Source organism: Streptomyces sp. NPDC005955, from assembly GCF_042871255.1.
In the GTDB taxonomy this organism is placed as follows: Bacteria; Actinomycetota; Actinomycetes; order Streptomycetales; family Streptomycetaceae; genus Streptomyces.
On the sequence record NZ_JBIAIF010000006.1, the window covers coordinates 329791 to 351609 of the forward strand.

Annotated in this window: 20 protein-coding genes, 1 tRNA gene and 1 pseudogene; 11 read left to right on the forward strand and 11 right to left on the reverse strand. The window is 71.7% G+C overall.

Features of this window, described 5'->3' with window-relative positions; all coding sequences use genetic code 11:
- The first annotated feature begins 154 nt into the window (after nucleotides 1-154).
- Nucleotides 155-1024, forward strand: coding sequence for an NERD domain-containing protein (locus tag ACFYOU_RS17930; protein WP_391306712.1), 870 nt, complete (start codon nucleotides 155-157; stop codon nucleotides 1022-1024).
- Between the two features lie 38 nt (nucleotides 1025-1062).
- A pseudogene (locus tag ACFYOU_RS17935) lies at nucleotides 1063-1815 on the forward strand (LacI family DNA-binding transcriptional regulator); the annotation flags it as partial.
- A 28-nt stretch (nucleotides 1816-1843) separates the two neighbouring features.
- Here the strand turns inward: ACFYOU_RS17935 and ACFYOU_RS17940 are convergent.
- The 3 genes from ACFYOU_RS17940 to ACFYOU_RS17950 form a co-directional block, all read right to left on the reverse strand.
- The gene (locus ACFYOU_RS17940; RefSeq protein ID WP_391306714.1) at nucleotides 1844-3154 is read right to left on the reverse strand and encodes an HNH endonuclease; all 1311 of its coding nucleotides are present in this window, start codon (nucleotides 3152-3154) and stop codon (nucleotides 1844-1846) included.
- 212 nt (nucleotides 3155-3366) lie between these two features.
- Nucleotides 3367-3440: transfer RNA gene (locus tag ACFYOU_RS17945), tRNA-Pro, on the reverse strand.
- A gap of 97 nt (nucleotides 3441-3537) precedes the next feature.
- The gene (locus ACFYOU_RS17950) at nucleotides 3538-4476 is read right to left on the reverse strand and encodes a metallophosphoesterase (RefSeq protein ID WP_391306716.1); all 939 of its coding nucleotides are present in this window, start codon (nucleotides 4474-4476) and stop codon (nucleotides 3538-3540) included.
- Nucleotides 4477-4664: 188 nt separating this feature from the next.
- Between ACFYOU_RS17950 and ACFYOU_RS17955 the strand changes: the two genes are divergently transcribed.
- Entirely contained in the window at nucleotides 4665-5129 is a 465-nt protein-coding gene (locus ACFYOU_RS17955) for a GatB/YqeY domain-containing protein (RefSeq protein ID WP_389764934.1), read from the forward strand.
- A gap of 183 nt (nucleotides 5130-5312) precedes the next feature.
- On the opposite strand, the gene ACFYOU_RS17960 is transcribed toward ACFYOU_RS17955, so the two are convergent.
- The gene (locus tag ACFYOU_RS17960) at nucleotides 5313-7610 is read right to left on the reverse strand and encodes a transglycosylase domain-containing protein (protein ID WP_391306718.1); all 2298 of its coding nucleotides are present in this window, start codon (nucleotides 7608-7610) and stop codon (nucleotides 5313-5315) included.
- Nucleotides 7611-8041: 431 nt separating this feature from the next.
- Between ACFYOU_RS17960 and ACFYOU_RS17965 the strand changes: the two genes are divergently transcribed.
- Nucleotides 8042-8434 carry a WhiB family transcriptional regulator gene (locus ACFYOU_RS17965; protein ID WP_385484384.1) on the forward strand — a complete coding sequence of 131 codons (393 nt, stop codon included), beginning with the start codon at nucleotides 8042-8044 and terminating at the stop codon, nucleotides 8432-8434.
- A gap of 551 nt (nucleotides 8435-8985) precedes the next feature.
- Here ACFYOU_RS17965 and ACFYOU_RS17970 read toward each other — a convergent pair.
- Both ACFYOU_RS17970 and ACFYOU_RS17975 read right to left on the reverse strand, forming a co-directional pair.
- Nucleotides 8986-10458 carry an ArsA-related P-loop ATPase gene (locus ACFYOU_RS17970; RefSeq protein ID WP_391306719.1) on the reverse strand — a complete coding sequence of 491 codons (1473 nt, stop codon included), beginning with the start codon at nucleotides 10456-10458 and terminating at the stop codon, nucleotides 8986-8988.
- Nucleotides 10455-11444, reverse strand: coding sequence for an ArsA family ATPase (locus tag ACFYOU_RS17975; RefSeq protein WP_389764939.1), 990 nt, complete (start codon nucleotides 11442-11444; stop codon nucleotides 10455-10457). The genes ACFYOU_RS17970 and ACFYOU_RS17975 overlap by 4 nt, the downstream gene beginning before the upstream one ends.
- Before the next feature lie 71 nt (nucleotides 11445-11515).
- Between ACFYOU_RS17975 and ACFYOU_RS17980 the strand changes: the two genes are divergently transcribed.
- From ACFYOU_RS17980 to ACFYOU_RS17995, 4 genes are all read left to right on the forward strand, one after another.
- The gene (locus ACFYOU_RS17980; RefSeq protein WP_385484375.1) at nucleotides 11516-11677 is read left to right on the forward strand and encodes a DUF4177 domain-containing protein; all 162 of its coding nucleotides are present in this window, start codon (nucleotides 11516-11518) and stop codon (nucleotides 11675-11677) included.
- Nucleotides 11674-12144 carry a RidA family protein gene (locus tag ACFYOU_RS17985; RefSeq protein WP_389764941.1) on the forward strand — a complete coding sequence of 157 codons (471 nt, stop codon included), beginning with the start codon at nucleotides 11674-11676 and terminating at the stop codon, nucleotides 12142-12144. The genes ACFYOU_RS17980 and ACFYOU_RS17985 overlap by 4 nt, the downstream gene beginning before the upstream one ends.
- Nucleotides 12145-12245: 101 nt before the next feature.
- Nucleotides 12246-13151 carry an NUDIX hydrolase gene (locus ACFYOU_RS17990; RefSeq protein WP_391306721.1) on the forward strand — a complete coding sequence of 302 codons (906 nt, stop codon included), beginning with the start codon at nucleotides 12246-12248 and terminating at the stop codon, nucleotides 13149-13151.
- Nucleotides 13148-13978 (forward strand): MBL fold metallo-hydrolase, encoded by an 831-nt coding sequence (locus ACFYOU_RS17995; protein ID WP_389764943.1) that lies wholly within the window; start codon nucleotides 13148-13150, stop codon nucleotides 13976-13978. Before ACFYOU_RS17990 ends, ACFYOU_RS17995 begins: the two co-directional genes overlap by 4 nt.
- Before the next feature lie 112 nt (nucleotides 13979-14090).
- Here ACFYOU_RS17995 and ACFYOU_RS18000 read toward each other — a convergent pair whose 3' ends face one another.
- Nucleotides 14091-14765 (reverse strand): Crp/Fnr family transcriptional regulator, encoded by a 675-nt coding sequence (locus tag ACFYOU_RS18000; RefSeq protein WP_006382668.1) that lies wholly within the window; start codon nucleotides 14763-14765, stop codon nucleotides 14091-14093.
- 251 nt (nucleotides 14766-15016) lie between these two features.
- Between ACFYOU_RS18000 and nth the strand changes: the two genes are divergently transcribed.
- The 3 genes from nth (at nucleotide 15017) to ACFYOU_RS18015 (ending at nucleotide 18311) form a co-directional block, all read left to right on the forward strand.
- A complete protein-coding gene (nth, locus tag ACFYOU_RS18005; RefSeq protein WP_391306723.1) occupies nucleotides 15017-15994 on the forward strand; it encodes an endonuclease III in 978 nt (325 codons plus the stop codon).
- 349 nt (nucleotides 15995-16343) lie between these two features.
- A complete protein-coding gene (locus tag ACFYOU_RS18010) occupies nucleotides 16344-17048 on the forward strand; it encodes an NUDIX hydrolase (RefSeq protein ID WP_389771772.1) in 705 nt (234 codons plus the stop codon).
- A 60-nt stretch (nucleotides 17049-17108) separates the two neighbouring features.
- Entirely contained in the window at nucleotides 17109-18311 is a 1203-nt protein-coding gene (locus ACFYOU_RS18015) for a MarP family serine protease (protein WP_387010569.1), read from the forward strand.
- Nucleotides 18312-18352: 41 nt separating this feature from the next.
- Here ACFYOU_RS18015 and ACFYOU_RS18020 read toward each other — a convergent pair whose 3' ends face one another.
- The 4 genes from ACFYOU_RS18020 to nhaA all read right to left on the reverse strand — a co-directional run bounded on the left by ACFYOU_RS18020 (nucleotide 18353) and on the right by nhaA (nucleotide 21595).
- Nucleotides 18353-18541: a hypothetical protein gene (locus tag ACFYOU_RS18020; protein ID WP_385484354.1), complete on the reverse strand. Its 189-nt coding sequence runs from the start codon at nucleotides 18539-18541 to the stop codon at nucleotides 18353-18355.
- A gap of 96 nt (nucleotides 18542-18637) precedes the next feature.
- Nucleotides 18638-19582: an alpha/beta fold hydrolase gene (locus tag ACFYOU_RS18025; protein ID WP_385761874.1), complete on the reverse strand. Its 945-nt coding sequence runs from the start codon at nucleotides 19580-19582 to the stop codon at nucleotides 18638-18640.
- Nucleotides 19579-20064, reverse strand: coding sequence for a phage holin family protein (locus ACFYOU_RS18030; RefSeq protein ID WP_385484348.1), 486 nt, complete (start codon nucleotides 20062-20064; stop codon nucleotides 19579-19581). Before ACFYOU_RS18030 ends, ACFYOU_RS18025 begins: the two co-directional genes overlap by 4 nt.
- 136 nt (nucleotides 20065-20200) lie before the next feature.
- Complete coding sequence (gene nhaA, locus ACFYOU_RS18035; protein WP_391306727.1) at nucleotides 20201-21595, reverse strand: Na+/H+ antiporter NhaA; 1395 nt, start codon at nucleotides 21593-21595, stop codon at nucleotides 20201-20203.
- Nucleotides 21596-21819: the final 224 nt, after the last annotated feature.

Consider the following 21819-nt stretch of genomic DNA (forward strand, 5'->3'; position numbering starts at 1 on the left):
TCCATCCCGGAGTCTGAGCGCCCGCACCGGGTGCCTTGATGCGGCAGGGAAACCTGTAACGACGCCCCAGGGAACGACAGTTAGGGGACCTTGTGGGATGTGGTTCGCTCCTGATCCCATGGGAGCTCGGTGTACCCGATTGCTGGGGGTGGGCATGGTCGCGTTACGGGTGTCGGAGTGGAAGCGGCACGGTCAGGATCGGCTCTACGTGAATTCGCCCGATGGCAAGGCCGTGGCGTGGTTCGATCGGCGCACGGGACACATCGAGGTCGTTGACGAGTCGTTGCGGCAGCCGATCCTGGATGCCTTGACGCCCTACGTGACCCGGACGGCCGGCGTGTCCGATGCTGTCGAACCCACGCGCCGCACTCCGCCACCCGAGGAGTACGACCTCGCGTTGCGTGGCCCCGGTGATGCCTTGAAAGACAAGATCAGGGAAGTTTCCCCGACCCTACCGGGGCGCATTCTCACGTGGCTGTTGCGCCGTCGTACTGAAGACGCCTCCTGGAGGGCCGGGCTTCGCGGCGAGCGCTTGGTCAGCCGTGAGCTGGCGCGACTGGAGCGTCACGGCTGGCGCACACTGCACTCCGTACCGCTCTCCTCGACCTGGGACATCGACCACCTCCTCATAGGGCCCGGCGGCGTCTTCTCGATCAACACCAAGAACCACCGCAACAAGAGCGTCTGGGTCGGTGACCATGCCACTCGGATCAACTACGGGAAGGGACGCCCTTACCCGCGGAGCAGTCGGCGCGAGGCCGCCATCGTGAAGCGTGTGCTAGATCGCGGATGCGGGTTCTCCGTCCCGGTGAACCCGGTGCTCGTCTTCGTCAGGCCGGCCAAACTCACGGTGGAGCCCACGTTGCAGGACGTGCGGGCCATCGAAGATCGGGAACTGTCCGCGCTGCGCCCCTTGGCTGGAGCCTTGAGCCCTGAGCAGGCCGACGCCGTGTACGCCGTGGCTCGCGATCAGCGGTCCTGGGCTGCTGCGTCCAGGGGGAACCTGCTGAGGTCTGACCGTTGAGGCCGGGCCTGCTACAGCCAGACGAAGGGACGAGTCGCCCGCCCAAGGACGACAGGTACCACACCATCGACTCGATGGACTGACTGTCGGCCCTGGTCCTCAACCACATCGTCCGTACGAGGCCGACGCCCTGCACCTGTCACGGACGAGCGTATGTCCGTGGCCAGGGAGCGGCCCGTACGGGTGGCCACCAGGGAGCGGCACTCGTCGACTTTGCCCGTCTCGCCGGGGTCTCCTCGGGGACGGTCTCCAACGTCCTCAACCACTTCGACCGCGTCACCGAAGCCTCGCGGGCACGGGTGAAGAAGGCCATCGCGGACCTCGGGTTCGTGCAGGGCGGGGCGGCGCCGACGCCTGCTGCCCACTGGCACAGAGGCGGTTCTGCAACCTGACTGTTCACCCCTGCGGTCTCCGGCTGGTACCCGAAGAAGGCCCCCACAGGAGGCCTGGCCCGTCCCTCTGTTCAGCGAGCCGTGGCCCGGCGTTTCGGCACGGGAACGCGGCGCCGCCAACCGGGCGACGCCTGCTGGCTCCCGATCACCCACGGCCTCCGCCACACCCACCGGACGATGATGGAGGACTTCGGCACCGAGAAGGTCCTCATGGGCGAGTGCATGGGCCACATCGACGGCTCCGTTTCGGCCCGCTACGCCCACGTCACCCCGGGCATGCACAAACACCTCATGCTCGGCTTGACCGAGCAGTGGGAGGCGGCCCTCGACGCTCGTCGATTGATGAGCCCCGGGTCATCCGTCGCCGTGCTGGGCCGGCTGCTACTGGCCAGGCTCTAGCAATCGCTCGTCCTGGGGCCAGGTCAGGTCAGGCCTGGCCCTCCCCAGCGGAGGGCCGGGCGTCTCCGGGGCCCCAGGCGTCTCCCTTGCGGATGTTGCAGATCCAATGGGCTGCCTGAAGGTTCTCGGCTGTGTGCGCGCCGCTCTCCGCGACAGGCTTGATGTGGTCGAGGGTGGCGGACCATGGGTCGGGCCATTCAACGGCGGGGTTCATCACGCGACGACACAACTGGCAGACCCATTGGTCGCGTCCGTAGATGTCGAACGGGTCCACCTGGTCAGCGTCGGCGTTGAGAGAGCCGTAGCCGCGCATGCGGGCCTGGTAGCTGTTCCGGGCCCGAGTGGAGCGCCGCTGCTTCTCGGAGTGGGCAGTGTATGCCGGGGTCCAGAGGGTGGGTGTCGGTTCGGTGACGCAGACCCAGGCTTCCCAGTCGTAGGTCTTCCCGCTCTCGTCCACGTCACGGAAGATCTCGTTCTGCCAGTGCCAATGCCGCCCGTCGTCCCCCTCGAATGACGTCTGCTGGCCGAGGGGGTGCTGCTGGCCGGGCACCTTGGTCCACCACAGGACGCGGCCCGTGTAGGCCAGGAGTGCTCCGGTCTGCTGGTGGATCGCGACCATCGGCTCGACGTCGGGTTCGGAGCCGGCTCGCACCAAGGCGACGAGACCGTCGGCACCCAGGGAGGTAGCGGTGGCGTACGTGGTGACGGATCCGTGCCGCTCGATGACATCGCCCTTGATGGGGCTCAGCCCGTAGAACTCGTAGGGGAAGTCGCCTTCGGCGGTCCTGGTGCAGAAGACCCGCGGTTCCCGCGCCGCCCCGAACCGAGCGCGCTGGTCGGCATTGGCGGAGGATCGGTCACCGTGATCCGCGATGGCGCCCACGTCGATCTCACCCCGCTCGATCCGCGCCTTCGTACGCCGCTTGAGCGTGGTGTTGCACCGACCCGAGCAGACGTGCCGGTCACGATGCTCCCAGTGGGCGCTCCTTGGAACGGGCTTGCCACAGATCCGGCAAGGTTGACCGCCGGTGGCACGTTCGGCAGCAGCGAGGATCGGGTTCCAGTAGGGATCGCCGCGGACTTCACGGGTCCTTGCGAGGTCAGGCACCGGCGGCGTCCCAGGCGTGAGTGTCTGCTTTGGGCGCCGCACCCTCGGCGCGCCCTTCGGAAGTTCAGCCCGCTGCTTCTTGGCGGCGGAAGTGCGGCAGGGATCGGAGCAGTATTTCTGGCTGCGCGGGCGCCAGTACTCCATCAATGTGCCGCAGACCGCGCACGGGCGCCCCGTGTGCTCGGCGGAGCTGTTGTCGGCGTCGTTGTTGCTGCCGAAACTGTGGTCCACAGGCAGTCCTCGGGTCGAGCGGGCGACTGGAGTTCGCGAACGTGCAGGTGTGAGCGAACACGTGGAAGGTGTGCCGCCCCTGCCAAGTGATCATCTGCTGGGAGAAACCCACCAAGATCGTCTCCCGGATTTCTCCCAAACGATCACCGAAAACGCAGGAGGGGCCCGACCCGCTTTCGCGGATCAGGCCCCTGACCTGGTCTTACTGGCTGTCGGGGTGGCGGGATTTGAACCCACGACCTCTTCGTCCCGAACGAAGCGCGCTGCCAAGCTGCGCCACACCCCGATGTCCCCGCATCGCGGCGACGTCGATTACTTTAGCCCACCGGGGGCCGGAGACGAAATCCGGTTTCCCGGGCTCCGGCGGGCGTCCGCGCACCCGGTCAGGGCGCGGGGACCAGGGTCAACAGGGACACCTCCGGGGGGCAGGCGAACCGGACGGGGGTGTACCGACTGGTGCCGCAGCCCGCGGAGACGTGGAGGTGCGAGGTGCGCCCCGCGGCGGTGTGCGTGGAGAGGCCCTTGACCCGGTCGGTGTCGAGGTCGCAGTTGGTGACGAGCGCACCGTAGAAGGGGATGCACAGCTGGCCCCCGTGGGTGTGGCCGGCCAGGATCAGCGGGTAACCGTCCTCGGCGAACGCGTCCAGCGCCCGCAGGTACGGTGCGTGCACGACGCCCATCGAGAAGTCGACCGAGGGGTCGGGGCCGCCCGCCACCTGGGCGTAGCGGTCCCGCTTGATGTGCGGGTCGTCCAGGCCCGTGAGCCCGATCTCGACGCCGCTCGCGCCCGTCGCCAGCTTGAGCGTGCTCCGCGTGTTCGTGAGGTTCAGCCAGCCGGCCGCGTCGAAGCCGTCCCGCAGGTCCTCCCACGGGTTGCGGACCACGCCCACGGCGGGCGGGTTGCCGTTCAGGCCGTGCTGTCCGCGGGCCTTCTCGAACAGGTACCGCGCGGGGTTGCGCAGGGTCGGTCCGTAGTAGTCGTTCGAACCGAACACGTACGCCCCGGGGAACTCCATCAGCGGGCCGAGCGCGTCGAGGACCTCGGGCACGCCCTCCGGGTCGGACAGGTTGTCCCCGGTGTTGATCACGAAGTCGGGGCGCAGGCCCGCCAGGGAACGCAGCCACCGCTGCTTCTTCCGCTGACCGCTGACCATGTGGATGTCCGACACCTGGAGGACCCGCAGTGGACGCATCCCCCGCGGGAGGACCGGAACGGTCACCCGTCGGAGACGGTACGAACGGGCCTCGAAACCCGCCGAGTAGAGCAGGCCGGCGGCGCCGACTGCCGCGATTGACAGGGGTACTCCATAACGCGCTCGCATGCCCCCATCGTGTCAGACTCGAACAACTCACCCGCGATCGGTGTGATCATTCGGCGGCGCCCGGACCTGCGACCAAGCCTTGCCCGGACCCGCGCCCGGACCCGCGCGGGGACGTGCGGCGGGGGTGTTCCCGCGGCGCTGCGTAAATCGCCGGGCGTCCGGCCGGTCCCGCCTGCGACAATCCCCCCATGACCACGCTCAAGTCCAAGCTCAAGGAAGACCTCACCACCGCCATCCGGGGGCGCGACGAACTGCGCTCCTCGACGCTCCGGCTGACCCTCACGGCGATCACCAAGGAAGAGGTCGCCGGCACCCAGGCCCGTGAGCTGTCCGACGACGAGGTGCGCAAGGTGATCGCCCGCGAGGCGAAGAAGCGTCGTGAGGCCGCCGACGCCTTCGCCCAGGGCGGCCGGGCCGAGCAGTCCGAGCGGGAGAAGGCGGAGGGCGAGGTCCTCGCCGAGTACCTGCCGAAGCAGCTCAGCGACGACGAGCTGCGGGAGATCGTCGAGCAGGCCGTGGCCCAGGCCCGTGCGGCGGGCGCCGAGGGGCCCCGTGCGATGGGTCAGGTCATGAAGATCGTGAACCCGAAGGTGGCCGGTCTGGCGGAGGGCGGCCGGGTCGCCGCCCTCGTCAAGCAGCTCCTCGCGGGCTGACGAAGCCTGCGGCGGTGCGACGCCGGAGCCCACCCGGAGCCGCCGGCAGCGGCCCGGACGGGGTCCGGACGCGCGGCGTATCCGGCGAGCACGACTGAGGGGCGCCCCAGCACACGCGATGTGTGCCGGGGCGCCCCTCAGCCTTGTTCGGTGCCCGCCACCCGTGGGCGGCGGGGGCGCGGATCAGTCGCTTCCGCGCCCGTCGCCCGCGCCGCCACTGCGCCCGGCGCTACCGCCACCGCCGCCGCTCGTGCCGGGGCGGACGTCGGTGTCCGGGCCGCCCGTGCCACCGGGCCGGCCGCCGTTCGTGCCGCCGAGGAGTCCGCCGATCAGGCCGTCACCGGGGCGACCGTCCTCGTTGTCGCCGTCACCGCCCCCGTCGCCCCCGTCGCCCTCGCCGTCCTCGTTCTTCGGCTTGCGCGGGGTGTCGGGGATGTTGATCAGCTTGAAGTCGGGGGCGGCCTTGTCGGCGAGCGCCCCGGTCATGGCGTCGCGCCAGATCGGACCGGGGACCTGACCGCCGAAGACCTTGTCGTGGTACTGGCCGCCGATGGTGATGTTGACCATCCGCTGCTTGTGCGCCGGGTCACCGACCCAGACCGCTCCGGCCGCGTTCGGGGTGTACCCGACGAACCAGGCGGCGTAGCGGAAGTCCGTCGTACCGGTCTTGCCCGCGCTCGGGCGGGAACCCAGACCGGCCTCCTTGCCGGTACCGGCCTCGACCACACCCCGCAGAAGGGTGTTCACGGTGTCGGCGGTCCGCTCGGACATCGCGCGGGAGCAGGTGGTCTTCGGGACCCGCAGCGACTTCTTCTCGGCGTTGGTGATCGACTGGATGGCCACCGGGGTGCAGTACGTGCCGCGCGAGGCGAAGGTGGCGTACGCGCCCGCCATGGTGAGCGGGGACATCTCCTCGGTGCCCAGCGCGATCGACGGGCCCTGCGCCAGCTTGCCGCCGTCGGCCCGCTCGACGCCCATCTGCTTGGCGAGCGTGGTGACCGGGCAGATGCCGATCTCGCTGATCAGCTCGACGTAGTAGGTGTTGACCGACTTCGCGGTCGCCTCCTTCATGCCGTACGGGCCGACCTCGCTCTCGTTCTCGTTCTCCAGCTCCTCGTTCGAGGTGTTCACGTACTTCCCGCCGCCACAGGTGTCCACCGGGCTGGGGAAGGGCATCTTGTACGGCGAGGGGAACACCTTCGTCGCGGGGACGCCGCCCTCGATGGCCGCCGCGGCGACGATCGGCTTGAACGTCGAACCGGGCTGGAAGCCGGCGCCGCCGCCCATGTCCTTGTCGACCGAGAGGTTGAGCACGGTCTCGCCCTTGCCCAGGCCGTAGGGGCGGGACTGCCCCATGGCGAGGATCTTGCCCGTCCCGGGCTCCACGATCGACATGGCCGTCGCGACCTTGTCGCTCTTGTAGACGTGCTTCTTGACCGAGTCCTGCACGGACTCCTGGGCCTGCGGGTCCATGGTGGTGCGGATGGTGAGGCCGCCGCGGTTCCAGATCTTCGCGCGGTCCTCCTTGGTCTTGCCGAACGCGGGGTCGGTCAGGAAGACGTTGCGCACGTAGTCGCAGAAGAAGCCGCCGCCGTTGACGGCGGTGATGCAGCCGTTCTGCGGGCGCTTGACCTTCAGGCCGAGCGGCTTGGCCTTCGCCTTGGCGGCCTCGCCCTGGGTGATGTCCCCGACCTCGGCCATCCGCTGGAGGACGACGTTGCGCCGCTTGGTGGCTTCCGCCTCGTCGTTCACCGGGTCGTACCGGCTGGGGGACTGGACGATGCCGGCGAGCAGCGCGGCCTGCTCGACGTTCAGCTTCTTGGCCGGGATGGAGAAGTAGCGCTGGGAGGCGGCCTCGATGCCGTACGCCTGCTGCCCGAAGAACGTGATGTTCAGGTAGTTCTCCAGGATGCGCTTCTTGCCCAGTTCCTCCTCGACCTGGATCGCGTACTTCAGCTCGCGGATCTTGCGGCCGAGGGTCTGCTGGGTGGCCTGGGCGACCTTCGTCGGGTCGTCGCCCGCCTCCTCGACGAAGACGTTCTTCACGTACTGCTGGGTCAGGGTGGACGCGCCCTGGGCCACCCCGCCGCTCTGCGCGTTCTCGTTGAGGGCGCGCAGGATGCCCTTCGCGTCGATCGCCCCGTGCTCGTAGAAGCGGGAGTCCTCGATCGCGATCACCGCCTTCTGCATGTACGGCGAGATGTCCTTGAGCGGGACCACCGTGCGGTCGCGCGAGTAGACCGTGGCGAGCGGGCCGCCCTCCGAGTCCAGGATGGTGGTGCGCTGGCTCAGCGGCGGGCGCTTCAGATTGGCGGGGATCTCGTCGAAGCTGTCGACCGAGCCCTTGGCCGCGAGGCCGAGCGCGCCCGCTGCGGGCAGCGCGATACCGGCCAGCACCACTCCAGCGAGCACGCTGACACCGAGGAACTTGGCGGCCTGCTGCGTGGGGGACAGCCCACCGCCCGAGCGCTTGTTTGGCATGGAGGCAGCCTACGTTCTGATTCGCCGGACACACGTATATGCCTTGGCCTAAGCTGCTCACGACTGTCACAGCAGTACGGCCGGACATCAACCCTTCAGATGGTCAAACCCCTTCCGCCCGAGGAAAGTTCCCCCGAGCGCCCGGAGGCGTCGGCGGCCCGCGGGGCAGTGTCCGATTCCGCCTCCTGTGTCGCCCCGCGTCCGGAGTGACGTAGGGGAACCCTCCTGCTTTGTGGCTTCCCTCACGCATGTCCAGGCGTCACTCCGTTGGGTGATCTGCCGCGTACGCATAGTCCGTTCGGGCCATTCAAGATTGGGCCCGAAGGGGGTGTTGCGCTGTGCCTGCCTTCCGTAACGTCCTCAACTGGCGGCGGTGAATATGCCGCTGCCGCCGTGGGGGAGCCTCGAATTCGGGAGAGGACGGCGCCGGTATGGGCTGGGTAACCGACTGGAGTGCGCAGGCGGCCTGTCGCACTACCGATCCGGACGAACTGTTCGTACAAGGAGCAGCGCAGAACAGGGCGAAGGCGGTGTGCACCGGATGTCCGGTGCGTACGGAGTGCCTGGCCGACGCGTTGGACAACCGCGTCGAGTTCGGCGTCTGGGGAGGCATGACCGAGCGGGAACGCCGCGCTTTGCTGCGCCGGCGCCCGACGGTCACGTCCTGGCGCAGACTGCTGGAGACCGCGCGCACCGAGTACGAACGTGGCGCGGGCCTGCTGCCCGTGCACATCGACGACGTGGACGACATGCGCGAGATGGATGACATGGACGAAGTGGCTTCGTACGAGGAGCGCTACGAGAGCTACGCCGCCGTCGGGTAGACGGAACCGTGGACTGAGTGCACCGAACATCACTCGTTCGGTGGATGTCGTGGGAGCGGCCCGTGCGTCGGTACGGGAACACGTGCCCTGCTCGCGCACTGGTGTGCGCGGGCGCGCGCCGCTCGGGTGCATCGCTGTGCGAGCCCTGTGCGTGCACCACCCGTGCACCACCCGTGCGCCGGCGCGCCGAACGGTCGTGCGACGTGCGCTGATGCTCGTGTGCCCTGTGTCGTACGTGTGCATGCCGTACAGGTGCGTGCCGTGCGGGTACGTGTCGTGCGCCGCGTGCGGTGCTGACAGCGCTGACGGTGCCGGGAACTGCTGACGGTGCTGAGCGGTGCCGGGGGAGGCGCCGGGTCGTGCTGTGGAGGAAGACGTGGGGGCGGGGCCCGAGGTTGCTCGGCCCACGGTGATCGTTCTGCCGAGTGCCTTCCGTCCTCCGTCCACCCCCTCCTGATCGCCGTGCCCGCCGTGCCCGCCGTGCCCGCCGTGCTCGTCCTGCTCGCGCACCCGGCGTGCTCTGTCTGCCGGGGGCGGGCGGGAGCGGCCGCTCAGCCGGCGGGAGTCCCCGTCCCCCCGGTGGTGGCTGCCGGCGGCGCGGCCAGCCGCTCGCCGACGTCCCGCAGGCCCGCCAGGTCGTGGACGTCGCCCGGTAGTGCGGTCACCTCGGTGACGGCCACCTCGGGGTGCAGCGCGGTGAACCGGTCCCGGGTGCGCCGCTCGCGGTCCAGCAGTTGCATGCGCTCGGCGTGCAGCCGCAGCAGGCCGGCCGTCAGACGGTCGGGTCCACCGCGGTCGCTCGGGCGGGGGTCGGGGTCACCCGGGTCGCTCGCGCCACGCGGGTGATCGGGGGTTTCGGGACGTTCCGGCCGTGATCGGGGCGAGCTGGGGGGCTCGGGGGATTCGGGGGGAGCCACACCGCTCCGAAGACCAGCTTTCCCGTCCCCCTGATCGACAATGCCCCGCCCGGCAAGATTTTCCGCATCGGGACCCTCGGCCGCCGTCCGCCCGGCAGGGCCCCCGCCCGCCGCCGGCCCGTCGAGACCGTCCGCCTCCCGCCCGTCCGGGGCTTCCGCCGCCGCCCGCTCGTCGAGGGCTTCCGCCGCGGCGAGCGCCCGCTCCGCGGACAGCCGGGCCGCGCCACTGGTGTGCACCCGGTTCAGCACCAGCCCCGCGAGCGGCATGTCGTCGGCGGCCAACCGCTCCACGAAGTACGCGGCCTCGCGCAGGGCGTCCCGCTCCGGCGCGGCCACCACCAGGAACGCCGTACCGGGCGCCTGGAGCAGCCGGTAGGTCGCGTCCGCCCGGGTGCGGAATCCGCCGAACATGGTGTCCATGGCCGCCACGAACGTCTGCACGTCCCGCAGCAACTGACTGCCCAACACCTTGCCGAGGGCGCCGGACACCATCGACATGCCGACGTTCAGGAACTTCATCCCGGCCCGGCCGCCGACCTTCGCCGGCGCCATCAGCACCCGGATGAGCTTCCCGTCCAGGAAGGACCCGAGCCGCTTGGGAGCGTCCAGGAAGTCCAGCGCGGACCGGGACGGCGGGGTGTCCACCACGATCAGGTCCCACTCGTCCCGCGCGCGCAGCTGCCCCAGCTTCTCCATCGCCATGTACTCCTGCGTGCCCGCGAAACCGGCCGACAGGGACTGGTAGAAGGGGTTCCCCAGGATCGCGGCGGCCCGCTCGGGATCGGCGTGCGACTCGACGATCTCGTCGAACGTCCGCTTCATGTCCAGCATCATGGCGTGCAGTTCGCCGCCGGCCGCGTCGTCGACGCCCTTCACCCGGCGCGGGGTGTTGTCGAGCGAGTCGATGCCCATGGACTGGGCCAGCCGGCGGGCCGGGTCGATGGTGAGCACGACCACCTTGCGCCCGCGCTCGGCGGCCCGCAGCCCGATCGCCGCGGCCGTCGTAGTCTTCCCGACGCCGCCCGCGCCGCAACACACCACGATCCGGGTGCGGGGGTCGTCCAACAGGGGGTCCACGGCCAACGCCCGCTCGGTGGGTGGCGTCATGCGCTGTCCTGCTTCCTCAGGTCCGTGGCGAGCCGGTACAGGCCCGCGAGGTCCACTCCCTCGGCGAGCAGCGGCAGTTCGGCCAGCGGGGGGCCGGAGCCTTCGAGCACGGCCCGCTGGGTGTGTTCCAGGGCGCGGCGTTCCGCGTACTCGGCGGCCTGCGCGAGCAGCGGATCGACGAGCTTCTCGGCGTTGCCGCCCTTGCGGGCCCCGCCGAGTCCGGCCGCCGACAGGGACCTGGCGACGGCGGAGCGCGGGACGCCGCCGTCCGCTCCGTCCAGCAGCGCCAGCGAGGCCCCGTCCAGCAGCCGGGGACGCACCATGTTGACGAAGACCCGGCCCACCGGGAGGTTCGCGGCGCGCAGTTCGGCGATGCCGTCCACGGTCTCCTGCACGGGCATCTCCTCCAGCAGGGTCACCAGGTGGACGGCGGTCTGCGGGGACTTGAGGACCCGCATCACGGCCTGCGCCTGGTGGTGCACGGGCCCTATCCGGGCGAGCCCGGCCACCTCGTCGTTCACGTTGAGGAAGCGGGTGATCCGACCGGTGGGCGGCGCGTCCATCACCACGTGGTCGTACGCGAACCGGCCGGCCTTGTCCTTGCGGCGGACCGCCTCGCACGCCTTGCCGGTCAGCAGGACGTCCCGTACGCCGGGCGCCACCGTGGTGGCGAAGTCGATCGCGCCGAGCTTCTTGAGGGCCCGCCCGGCACTGCCCATCTTGTAGAACATCTGGAGGTAGTCCAGCAGGGCCAACTCCGCGTCGATGGCGAGGGCGTACACCTCACCGCCGCCGGGGGCCACCGCGATCTTCCGCTCCTCGTAGGGCAGCGCCTCCGTCTCGAAGAGTTGCGCGATGCCCTGACGGCCCTCGACCTCGACGAGGAGGGTGCGCTTGCCCTCGGTCGCGAGGGCGAGCGCCAGTGCGGCGGCGACCGTGGTCTTGCCGGTACCGCCCTTGCCGCTGACGACCTGGAACCTGCTCACACCTGCGAGCCTAACCACTGGCGCCACGGCCTACGCAGGAGGCCGCCTTTCCCAGCGGATACAGTCGCCGCATGACCAAGAAGTGGGAATACTCGACCGTGCCGCTGCTCGTCCACGCCACCAAGCAGATCCTCGACACCTGGGGACAGGACGGCTGGGAGCTGGTGCAGGTCGTTCCGGGTCCGAACCCGGAGCAGCTCGTCGCCTACCTGAAGCGCGAGAAGTCGGAATGAGCGGGGCGGTCGAGGCGCGTCTGACCGCGCTGGGACTCACGTTGCCGCAGGTCGCAGCGCCGCTCGCGGCCTACCAGCCCGCCGTGCGGACCGGTGTGTACGTGTACACCGCGGGCCAGCTGCCCCTGGTGGAGGGCACCCTGCCGCTGACCGGGAAGGTCGGCGCCGAGGTCACCGCCGAGGAGGCGAAGGAACTCGCCCGGACCTGCGCGTTGAACGCCCTGGCCGCGGTGAAGTCGGTCGCCGGGGACCTGGACCGGGTCGCGCGAGTGGTCAAGGTCACCGGGTTCGTCGCGTCGGCGGCGGACTTCACCGGTCAGCCGGGGGTCCTCAACGGGGCCAGCGAGCTGCTGGGCGAGGTCTTCGGGGACAAGGGCGTGCACGCGCGCAGTGCGGTCGGCGTCGCGGTGCTGCCGCTGGACGCGCCGGTCGAGATCGAGGTCCTGGTCGAGCTGGTCGCCGACTAGGTTCCGTAGTCCCGTAGCGGGCCGCGGCGCCGGTGGTGAGCCCCGGTGCCGGGCCCCACGGCCCCCTCGAACATCAGCGCCCCCCGGGATAGCCTCCCGCCATGGTGAACGGGCAGTGGTACCCACCCGAGTGGCCGGACCGCATCCGCGCGTGGGCGGACGGCACCCTGAGAGCCGCCCCGCCCCGGCGCGCCGCCACCGTGATGCTGCTGCGGGACGCCCCCGACGGACCCCGGGTGCACCTGCTGCGCCGCCGCGCCTCCATGGCCTTCGCCGGGGGCGCGTACGCGTATCCGGGCGGTGGCGTCGACCCCCGCGACGACGACCGCGACCTGCGGTGGGCCGGCCCCTCGCGCGCCTGGTGGGCGGCCCGGCTCGGCACCGACGAGGCGACCGCCCAGGCGATCGTGTGCGCAGCCGTGCGGGAGACGTACGAGGAGTCCGGGGTGCTGCTCGCCGGCCCCGCGCCGGACGCGGTGGTCTCGGACACCACCGGCGAGGACTGGGAGGCCGACCGGGCCGCCCTGGTGGCCCGTGAGACCTCGTTCGCCCGGTTCCTGGACCGGCGGGGCCTGGTGCTGCGCTCGGACCTGCTGGGCGCCTGGGCGCGGTGGATCACCCCCGAGTTCGAGCCGCGCCGCTACGACACCTGGTTCTTCGTCGCGGTGCTCCCCGCGGGGCAGCGCGCCCGCAACGCCTCCACGGAGGCCGACCGCACGGTGTGGACCCCACCGGCCGCGGCCGCCGCCCGGTACGACCGGGGGGAACTGACGATGATGCCGCCGACCATCGCGACCCTGCGCCAGCTGGCCGGCTTCGGCACGGCCGCCGAGGCGTTGGCCGCAGCTCCCGGACGGGACCTGACGCCCGTCCTGGCGCGGGCGCGGCTGGAGGGCGAGCGGGTGGTGCTGACCTGGCCGGGCCACGAGGAGTTCACCAAGGCGGTGCCCGTCTCCGGGGCCGTCCCGGACGGTGCGCCGGAGCCCGGCGCGGGAGGTGCGCGATGACCGGAACGGTTCCCCTGCCCGGCCAGCCGCGGGGCGCGGTGGTCTCCGGGGCGGCGACCGAACGGGCGGTGAACGTGCTGGCGCCGAACGCGTCGCCGATGACCCTGGACGGCACCAACACCTGGATCGTGGCCGAGCCGGACTCCCCGCTCGCCGTCGTCATCGACCCGGGGCCGCTGGACGAGTCGCACCTGCGCGCCGTGATCGCGACGGCCGAACGGGCGGGCAAGCGCGTCGCCCTGACCCTGTTGACCCACGGCCACGCCGACCACGCGGAGGGGGCGCACCGCTTCGCCGAGCTGACCGGGACCCGGGTGCGCGCCCTGGACCCCGCGCTGCGGCTCGGGGACGAGGGGCTGGCCGCCGGGGACGTGATCACCACGGGCGGGCTGGAGCTGCGGGTGGTGCCCACCCCCGGGCACACCGCGGACTCGCTCTCCTTCCACCTCCCCGCGGACCGGGCGGTCCTCACCGGGGACACCGTCCTCGGTCGGGGCACCACACTGGTCGCCCACCCGGACGGGCGGCTCGGGGACTACCTGGACTCGCTGCGCCGGCTGCGTTCGCTCACCGTCGACGACGGGGTGCACACGGTCCTGCCGGGGCACGGGCCGGTCCTGGACGACGCGCAGGGCGCCGTGGAGTTCTACCTCGCCCACCGGGCGCACCGGCTGGCCCAGGTGGAGACCGCGGTGGAGGACGGCTGCCGGACCGCGGCGGAGGTCGTGGCCCGGGTGTACGCGGACGTGGACCGTTCGCTGTGGCCCGCGGCCGAGCTGTCCACCCGGGCCCAGTTGGACTACTTGGGCGAGCACGGGCTCATCTAGGCCGCGCGCAGACCCCTGACCGGCCCGGTGGGGCCCTGAACGCCGAGGAGCGCCCCGTGACCTCACGGGGCGCTCCTCGGCGTTCAGGGGACGGCTCGGCGCCGTCGGGGGCTCAGCGCGAGCGCTTCGCCAGGCGTTCCACGTCCAGCAGGATCACCGCGCGGGCCTCCAGCCGCAGCCAGCCCCGGCCGGCGAAGTCGGCCAGCGCCTTGTTGACGGTCTCGCGGGACGCGCCGACGAGCTGGGCCAACTCCTCCTGGGTGAGGTCGTGCACCACGTGGATGCCCTCCTCGGACTGCACGCCGAACCGGCGGGACAGGTCGAGCAGGGCGCGGGCGACCCGGCCGGGCACGTCGGAGAAGACCAGGTCGGACATCTGGTCGTTGGTCTTGCGCAGGCGCCGGGCGACGGCGCGCAGCAGCGCGGCGGCCACCTCGGGGCGGGCGTTCAGCCAGGGCTGGAGGTCGCCGTGGCCGAGGCCGAGCAGCTTGACCTCGGTCAGCGCGGTGGCGGTGGCCGTGCGCGGTCCGGGGTCGAACAGCGACAGCTCGCCGATCAGCTCGCCGGGGCCGAGCACCGCCAGCATGTTCTCCCGGCCGTCCGGGGACGTCCGGTGGAGCTTCACCTTGCCCTCGGTGACCACGTACAGGCGGTCCCCGGGGTCGCCCTCGTGGAAGAGGGCGTCACCGCGCGCGAGGGTCACCTCACTCATGGAGGCGCGCAGCTCCGCGGCCTGCTCGTCATCGAGCGCCGCGAAGAGCGGGGCGCGCCGCAGAACGTCGTCCACGAGTTCTCTCCTTGTCGACCTGACTCAGGGGTCCGTGCTCCCCATCTTGCCGGACGGTCCAAACAGTGTGATCAGTCACAAGTCTGCCGTACGTACGTCCCGCACAGTGCCCGTGGGGGCCAATTGGGCGCCGATCCTCCAGGTCCCGGGCGGGTGTCGGTGCCGGGCTTTAGGCTGGCCGGGTGTCCAAAACGCCGGTGAGAGCACAGGCCAAGGGGGCTGCGCAGGTGGCCGCACGAGGGGATTCCGCTGTGGGCGAACAATCGTCCGGGCTTGCCGCAAATGCGGCAAAACGGTCGAGGGGTTCGGGGGGTCGGAGTACCGCGGCGACCGCCGGGCGCGGTGCCGCGGGGACCGCCGGGAAGGCTTCCGGGGCGGCCGGGAAGGCGGCCGGGGGGCAGCGGTCCGAGTCCCGTACCGCCCTCGTCCGACGGGCCCGCCGGATCAACCGGGAGCTCGCCGAGGTCTACCCGTACGCGCATCCGGAGCTGGACTTCGAGGACAGCTTCCAGCTCCTGGTGGCCACCGTCCTGTCCGCGCAGACGACGGACCTGAGGGTCAACCAGACCACCCCGGCGCTCTTCGCCGCCTATCCGAAGCCCGAGGACCTCGCCACCGCCGACCCCGAACGGGTGGAGGAGCTGATCCGCCCCACCGGGTTCTTCCGGGCCAAGACCAGGTCGATCATCGGTCTGGCCGCCGCCCTGCGGGACGAACACGACGGGGAGGTCCCCGGCACCCTGGAGGAGCTGGTCAAGCTGCCCGGGGTCGGCCGCAAGACCGCGTTCGTGGTGCTGGGCAACGCCTTCGGGCGGCCCGGGATCACGGTGGACACCCACTTCGGGCGGCTGGTGCGGCGCTGGAAGTGGACGGAGGAGACCGACCCGGACAAGGTCGAGGCCGCGGTCGGCGCGCTCTTCCCGAAGAGCGACTGGACCATGCTGTCGCACCGGGTGATCTTCCACGGCCGCCGCATCTGCCATGCGCGCAAGCCCGCCTGCGGCGCCTGCCCGATCGCCCCGCTGTGCCCGGCGTACGGGGAGGGCGAGACCGACCCGGACAAGGCCGAGAAGCTGCTCAAGTACGAGAAGGGCGGCTATCCGGGGCAGCGGTTGAACCCGCCGCGGTCCTATCTGGAGGCGGGCGGTCGGCCCGCGCCCCCGCTGGGCGCGACCACCGGTGCGGACGCCGGTGCGACCACCGGTGCGGCCGCCGGGAAGGCCGGATGACGCGCTCCGCACCCGCCGGGGCCCGCCCGGACGGCCGGGGCGCCCGGGACTTCCGGGGCGCCCGGGAGTGCGGGGGCGCCCGCGCCCGGCGCGTCGGGCCGGAACGATACGGGGGCGGACGCGCGTTGTGTCCACAGGGACGGGGGTGTCGATGACACACACGGGCAGCAACGGCAGTGGCAGCGGTGCCGGCACCGGCAGGACCGGTGGCGGGGTCGGCGCGGAAGGCGCGGGCGCGGCAGCGGGCGGCGACGGCCGCCCCGGCGGGGTCCGAGCGGCCGGCCCGGTGCGCGGAGGGTCCGACCCGGTCCGTGGGGGTCCCGGCGCGGTGCGCGAGGTCCCCGGCACGGTGCGCGGGGGTCCAGGCCCGGTGCGCGAGGTCCCCGGCGCGGTCGAGGTCAGCAGTGGCGGGCTGCCGCCCTGGCTCGCCCCGGTGGCCCTGGCCGCCGAGACCGTCCAGCCCCCGCAACTCAGCCGCTTCCTCCCCCCGGCGGACGGCGCGGGCCGCCAGTCCGCCGTCCTGGTCCTCTTCGGCGAGGGCGAGCGCGGTCCCGAACTGCTGCTGATGGAACGCGCCGGCTCGCTGCGCTCCCACGCCGGCCAGCCCGCCTTCCCGGGCGGTGCGCTCGACCCCGCCGACGGCGATCCGCACGGGGACGGCCCGGTGCGGGCCGCGCTCCGGGAGGCGTGGGAGGAGACGGGGCTCGACCCCGAGGGGGTGCAGGTCTTCGGCGTGCTGCCCAAGCTCTACATCCCCGTCAGCCAGTTCGTCGTCACCCCCGTCCTCGGCTGGTGGCGCGAGCCCAGCCCGGTCGGGGTGGTCGACCCGGCCGAGACCGCCCGGGTGTTCACGGTCCCCGTGGCGGACCTGACGGACCCCGCGAAGCGGGCCACCGCCGTCCACCCGATGGGCCACACCGGTCCCGCGTTCCTCGTGGAGCGGGCCCTGGTGTGGGGCTTCACCGCCGGAGTCATCGACCGGCTGCTGCACTTCGCCGGCTGGGAGCGCCCCTGGGACCCGTCCCGGCAGGTCCCCCTCGACTGGCGTGCGTGAAACAGTGGGCGACCGGACGGGGACCACGGTGGACGGCGAGGCAAGGCGAGGCGTGGAACGGTGAATGTGCTGGACATCCTGCTGTTGGTGGCAGCCGTGTGGTTCGCCGTCGTCGGCTACCGACAGGGCTTCGTCGTCGGCATCCTGTCGGTGATCGGTTTCCTCGGCGGCGGCCTGGTCGCCGTCTACCTGCTCCCGGTCGTCTGGGACAGCACCACGGACGACGCCGAGGTCGGGACGACCGCGGCCATCGTCGCGGTGGTGATCGTCATCGTCTGCGCCTCCGTCGGGCAGGCGTTCACCACCCATCTGGGCAACCGGCTGCGCCGCCACATCACCTGGTCGCCCGCGCGGGCCCTCGACGCCACCGGCGGGGCCCTCGTCAACGTCGTCGCGATGCTGCTGGTGGCCTGGCTGATCGGCTCGGCCCTGGCCGGGACGACGATGCCCACCGTCGGCAAGGAGGTGCGCAGCTCCAAGGTGCTCCTCGGGATCTCCCGGGCGCTGCCCGAGCAGGCCGACACCTGGTTCGCCGACTTCTCGTCCGTGCTCGCGCAGAACGGCTTCCCGCAGGTCTTCAGCCCCTTCGCCAACGAGCCCATCAACGAGGTCAAGCCGCCCGATCCGGCGCTCGCCAACAGCGCGGTCGCCGCCCATGCGAAGCGCTCCATCGTGAAGGTCCTGGGCACCGCGCAGAGCTGCAACAAGGTCCTCGAAGGCACCGGCTTCGTCTTCGCCGAGCGGCGGGTCATGACCAATGCGCACGTGGTCGGCGGGGTCGAGGAGCCCACCGTCCAGATAGGCGGAGAGGGGCGGCTCTACGACGCCAAGGTCGTGCTCTACGACTGGGAGCGGGACATCGCCGTGCTCGACGTGCCCCAGCTGAAGGCGCCCGCACTCCAGTTCGTCACGGACCGGGAGGCGAAGAGCGGGGCGGGGGCGATCGTCGCGGGCTTCCCCGAGAACGGGGCGTACGACGTGCAGGAGGCCCGCGTCCGGGCCAGGATCACCGCGAACGGACCCGACATCTACCACCGGGGCACCGTCCACCGCGACGTGTACTCGCTGTACGCGACGGTGCGTCAGGGCAACTCGGGGGGACCCCTGCTGACGCCCGACGGACGGGTCTACGGAGTGATCTTCGCCAAGTCCCTGGACGATCCCGACACGGGGTACGCCCTGACCGCCGACGAGGTCCGCGAGGACGTCGAGGCGGGCCGGAAGGCCAACCAGCAGGTGGACAGCCAGGGCTGCGCCCTGTAGCCCGCAGCGGCCCGGCGGGGGCTAGCTGCGGGCGGGGCCGGTCAGGGGCGGGGATGGCGGAGCCGGGCGGACACCCAGCGGGCGCGGCGGCGCAGGATGCGCGGGATGCCGATGGCCCGTCCGCCGGGGCTCTCGCCCACCCGGCGCGTACCGCTCCGTTGGAGGGAGCCCGGCCCGGAACCCGAGCGGCCCTCGCGTGCTGCGTCACTGTGGTCGTGCGTCCAGCCCATACCCGACGTGTGCCCGGCCCCCAAGGTCGGTAACCGCCCCGCGCGCCCCCAATTGGCCTATGCGCGCGGCAATTGGCCGCGTGTCTCCCGGGCTGCTCAGCGGTCCGGCTCGGGGTCCTTCAACCAGTTGACCAACTCGGTGGAGAACGCGACCGGGTCCTCCTCGTGGGGGAAGTGCCCGACCCCGTCGAACAGCCGCCACCGGTAGGGCGCCTCCACGTACTGTCCCGAACCCGCGGCGCTGCGCGTGCGCATGACCGGATCGAGGGAACCGTGCAGGTGCAGCGTCGGCACCCGTACCGGCCGCTTCATCCGACGGTTGAACTGGAAGCCGTCCGGCCGGGCGAGCGAGCGCACCATCCACCGGTACGGCTCGATCGAGCAGTGCGCGGTGGACGGGATGCACATCGCCCGCTGGTACGCGTCCACCACCGGATCGGGGAACGCGTCGATGCGGGGCCCGGACCAGTCCCGGATCAGACGCCCCACCAGGGCCCCGTCGTCGGCGACCAGCTGACGTTCCGGCAGCCAGGGCCGTTGGAAGCCCCACACGGAGGAGCCGGCCGCGGTCTGCCGGACGTCCGACAGCATCGCCGAACGCCAGCGCCGCGGGTGCGGCATCGAGGACACGGCGAGCCGTCGGACCAGCTTGGGCCGCATCACCGCGGCCGTCCACGCCAGATAGCCGCCGAGGTCGTGCCCGACGAGGGCCGCGTCGTGCTCCCCGAGGGAGCGGACCACCCCGGTGATGTCCAGGGCGAGGTTCGCGGGGTCGTAACCGCGCGGGGTGCGGTCGCTGCCGCCGACCCCGCGCAGGTCCATCGCCACGGCCCGGAACCCGGCGTCGGCGAGCGCGACCAGCTGGTGCCGCCAGGCCCACCAGAACTGGGGGAACCCGTGGAGCAACAGGACCAGCGGCCCCTCGCCGAGCTCCGCGACGTGGAAGCGCGCCCCGTTGGCGGCGACGTCACGATGCGTCCAGGGGCCCTCGATCCGTACGGGTGAGGGCGGCTGCGCCGAGGGGGTGGCCGGGTCGGTCATGAGGACGAGCGTGCCACAAGCTCGGGCGTGTCGAGGAACTCGTCGTCCTTGGCCAGCGGACGCGGGTGCGGCTTGGCGTGCTGGAGCACGGCGGCCGTCTGCTTGGCCGAAGCGGCCACCTTCTGCGGGCCCTTGCCCTTCTTCGCCTTCTTGGCGAACGCCACGCCGATCAGGCCGAGGACCACGGCGACCAGGACGTTCGCGGCGAACGACAGCAGGAAGCAGACGGAGAGGTGCCAGCCGCTCCACGCCTGGATGCCGTACGCGAGCGCGAAGCTCAGCATCGGCAGTGAGAACAGCAGCACGGTGCCGGCCGCGGCGAACGCGCCGCCGCTGAACGCGCCGCGCTTGACGTCCTGGCGCAGCTGGGCCTTGGCCAGCGCGATCTCGTCGTGCACCAGCGCCGACATCTCGCTGGTGGCGCTGGCCACCAAGGTGCCGAGGCTGCGGTCGGCGCCCACGGGGGCCTCCGGTGCGCTCATCGCGTACTCCCTCTGTTCCGGTGTGTCCGTCGTTCCGGTGCGTCCGTCTGGTCCGGCCGGTGCTCCGGAGCAGTGGTGGTCCGGGGCGGCCGGGCGCCGCCGCCCGACGGGGCGGCGATGACGCTTTGATGTCAGATCATGCCGGACTGTCGCCCCCGTCGCCTGCCCCGGCCATCACTTTCGCGAGCCTGCGGTGTTCGGCGGCCTTCCGTTCGTGGATCTCGGCCATCCTCAGGTGGTACTCCGGGTTGTCCTGCTCGTAGACGTCGGGGATGCCGTCGAGGTCCTCGTCGCGCTCCTCGTCGGCCCACAGCCGCTGGTACGTGCGGTTGCGGAACTTCAGCAGCACACCGGCGAGCAGGGCCGCGATCAGGGAGCCGGTCAGGACGGCCGCCTTGACCTCGGCGGTGAGGGCGGGGTCGTCGGCGAACGCCAGCTCGCCGATCAGCAGCGAGACGGTGAAGCCGATGCCGGCGAGCGTCGCCACCGCGAACACGTCGGGCCAGGCGAGTTCGTCGCTGAGCGAGGCCCGGGTGAAGCGGGCGGTGAGCCAGGTGCCGCCGAAGATGCCCAGCGCCTTGCCGAGCACCAGCCCGAGGACGACGCCGAGCGTCTCGGGCTGGGTGAAGACCTCGGCGAGCGCCCCGCCGGAGATCGGTACGCCGGCGCTGAACAGCGCGAACAACGGTACGGCCAGGCCCGCCGAGACCGGGCGCACCAGGTGTTCGATGTGCTCGCCCGGGGAGTGGGCCTCGCCCTCGCGCCGGGTGCACCGCAGCATCAGGCCCATGGCGACCCCGGCGACGGTGGCGTGGACGCCGCTGTTGTACATCAGGCCCCAGATGACCAGGCCCAGCGGTACGTACACGTACCAACCGCGGACGCCCTTGCGCAGCAGCAGCCAGAAGACGACGAGCCCCAGGAAGGCGCCGGCGAGGGCGGCGAAGTCCAGTTCGCTGGTGAAGAAGATCGCGATGATCAGGATGGCGAACAGGTCGTCGACGACGGCGAGCGTCAGCAGGAACGCGCGCAGCGCGGACGGCAGCGAGGTGCCGATGACGGCGAGGACCGCGAGCGCGAAGGCGATGTCCGTGGCGGTGGGCACCGCCCAGCCGGTGAGGGAGCCGCCGCCGCTGAGGTTGGTGACGACGTACACGAGGGCCGGTACGGCCATGCCGCACAGGGCGGCGACCACGGGGAGGACGGCGGCCTTGGGGTCGCGCAGGTCCCCGGCGACGAGTTCGCGTTTCAGTTCGATGCCGGCCACGAAGAAGAAGATCGCCAGCAGCCCGTCGGCGGCCCAGTGCTGGACCGACAGGTCGAGGCCGAGGGCTGCGGGTCCGAAGTGGAAGTCGCGCACCGCCTCGTAGCTGTCCCGCAGGGGGGTGTTCACCCAGACCAGGGCGGTGACCGCGGCGACGAGGAGCAGGACGCCGCCGACGGTTTCGGTGCGCAGGGCCTCGGCGACGAAGTTCCGCTCGGGCAGGGAGAGGCGTCCGAGGAAGGTGCGGGGGGAACGGGGCGCGGCCACGGGTGCGGACCTCCGGGTCGTGTTCGGCGAGCACGGCCAACGGGTCGCTGACTGCGCTGCCGACCAGACTTCCCGGCGCACCTGTAGTTCTCGCGGCGTCGAGGCGACCGGGACGGACCCGGTCGGTCGGTTCGGGGCGGACCCCGACGGCGGGTACGGCACCACCGTGGTGCGGTGGTCCGGTTCGCCGATTCTTGACGTGACCTTGACGCGACGGACAGCTT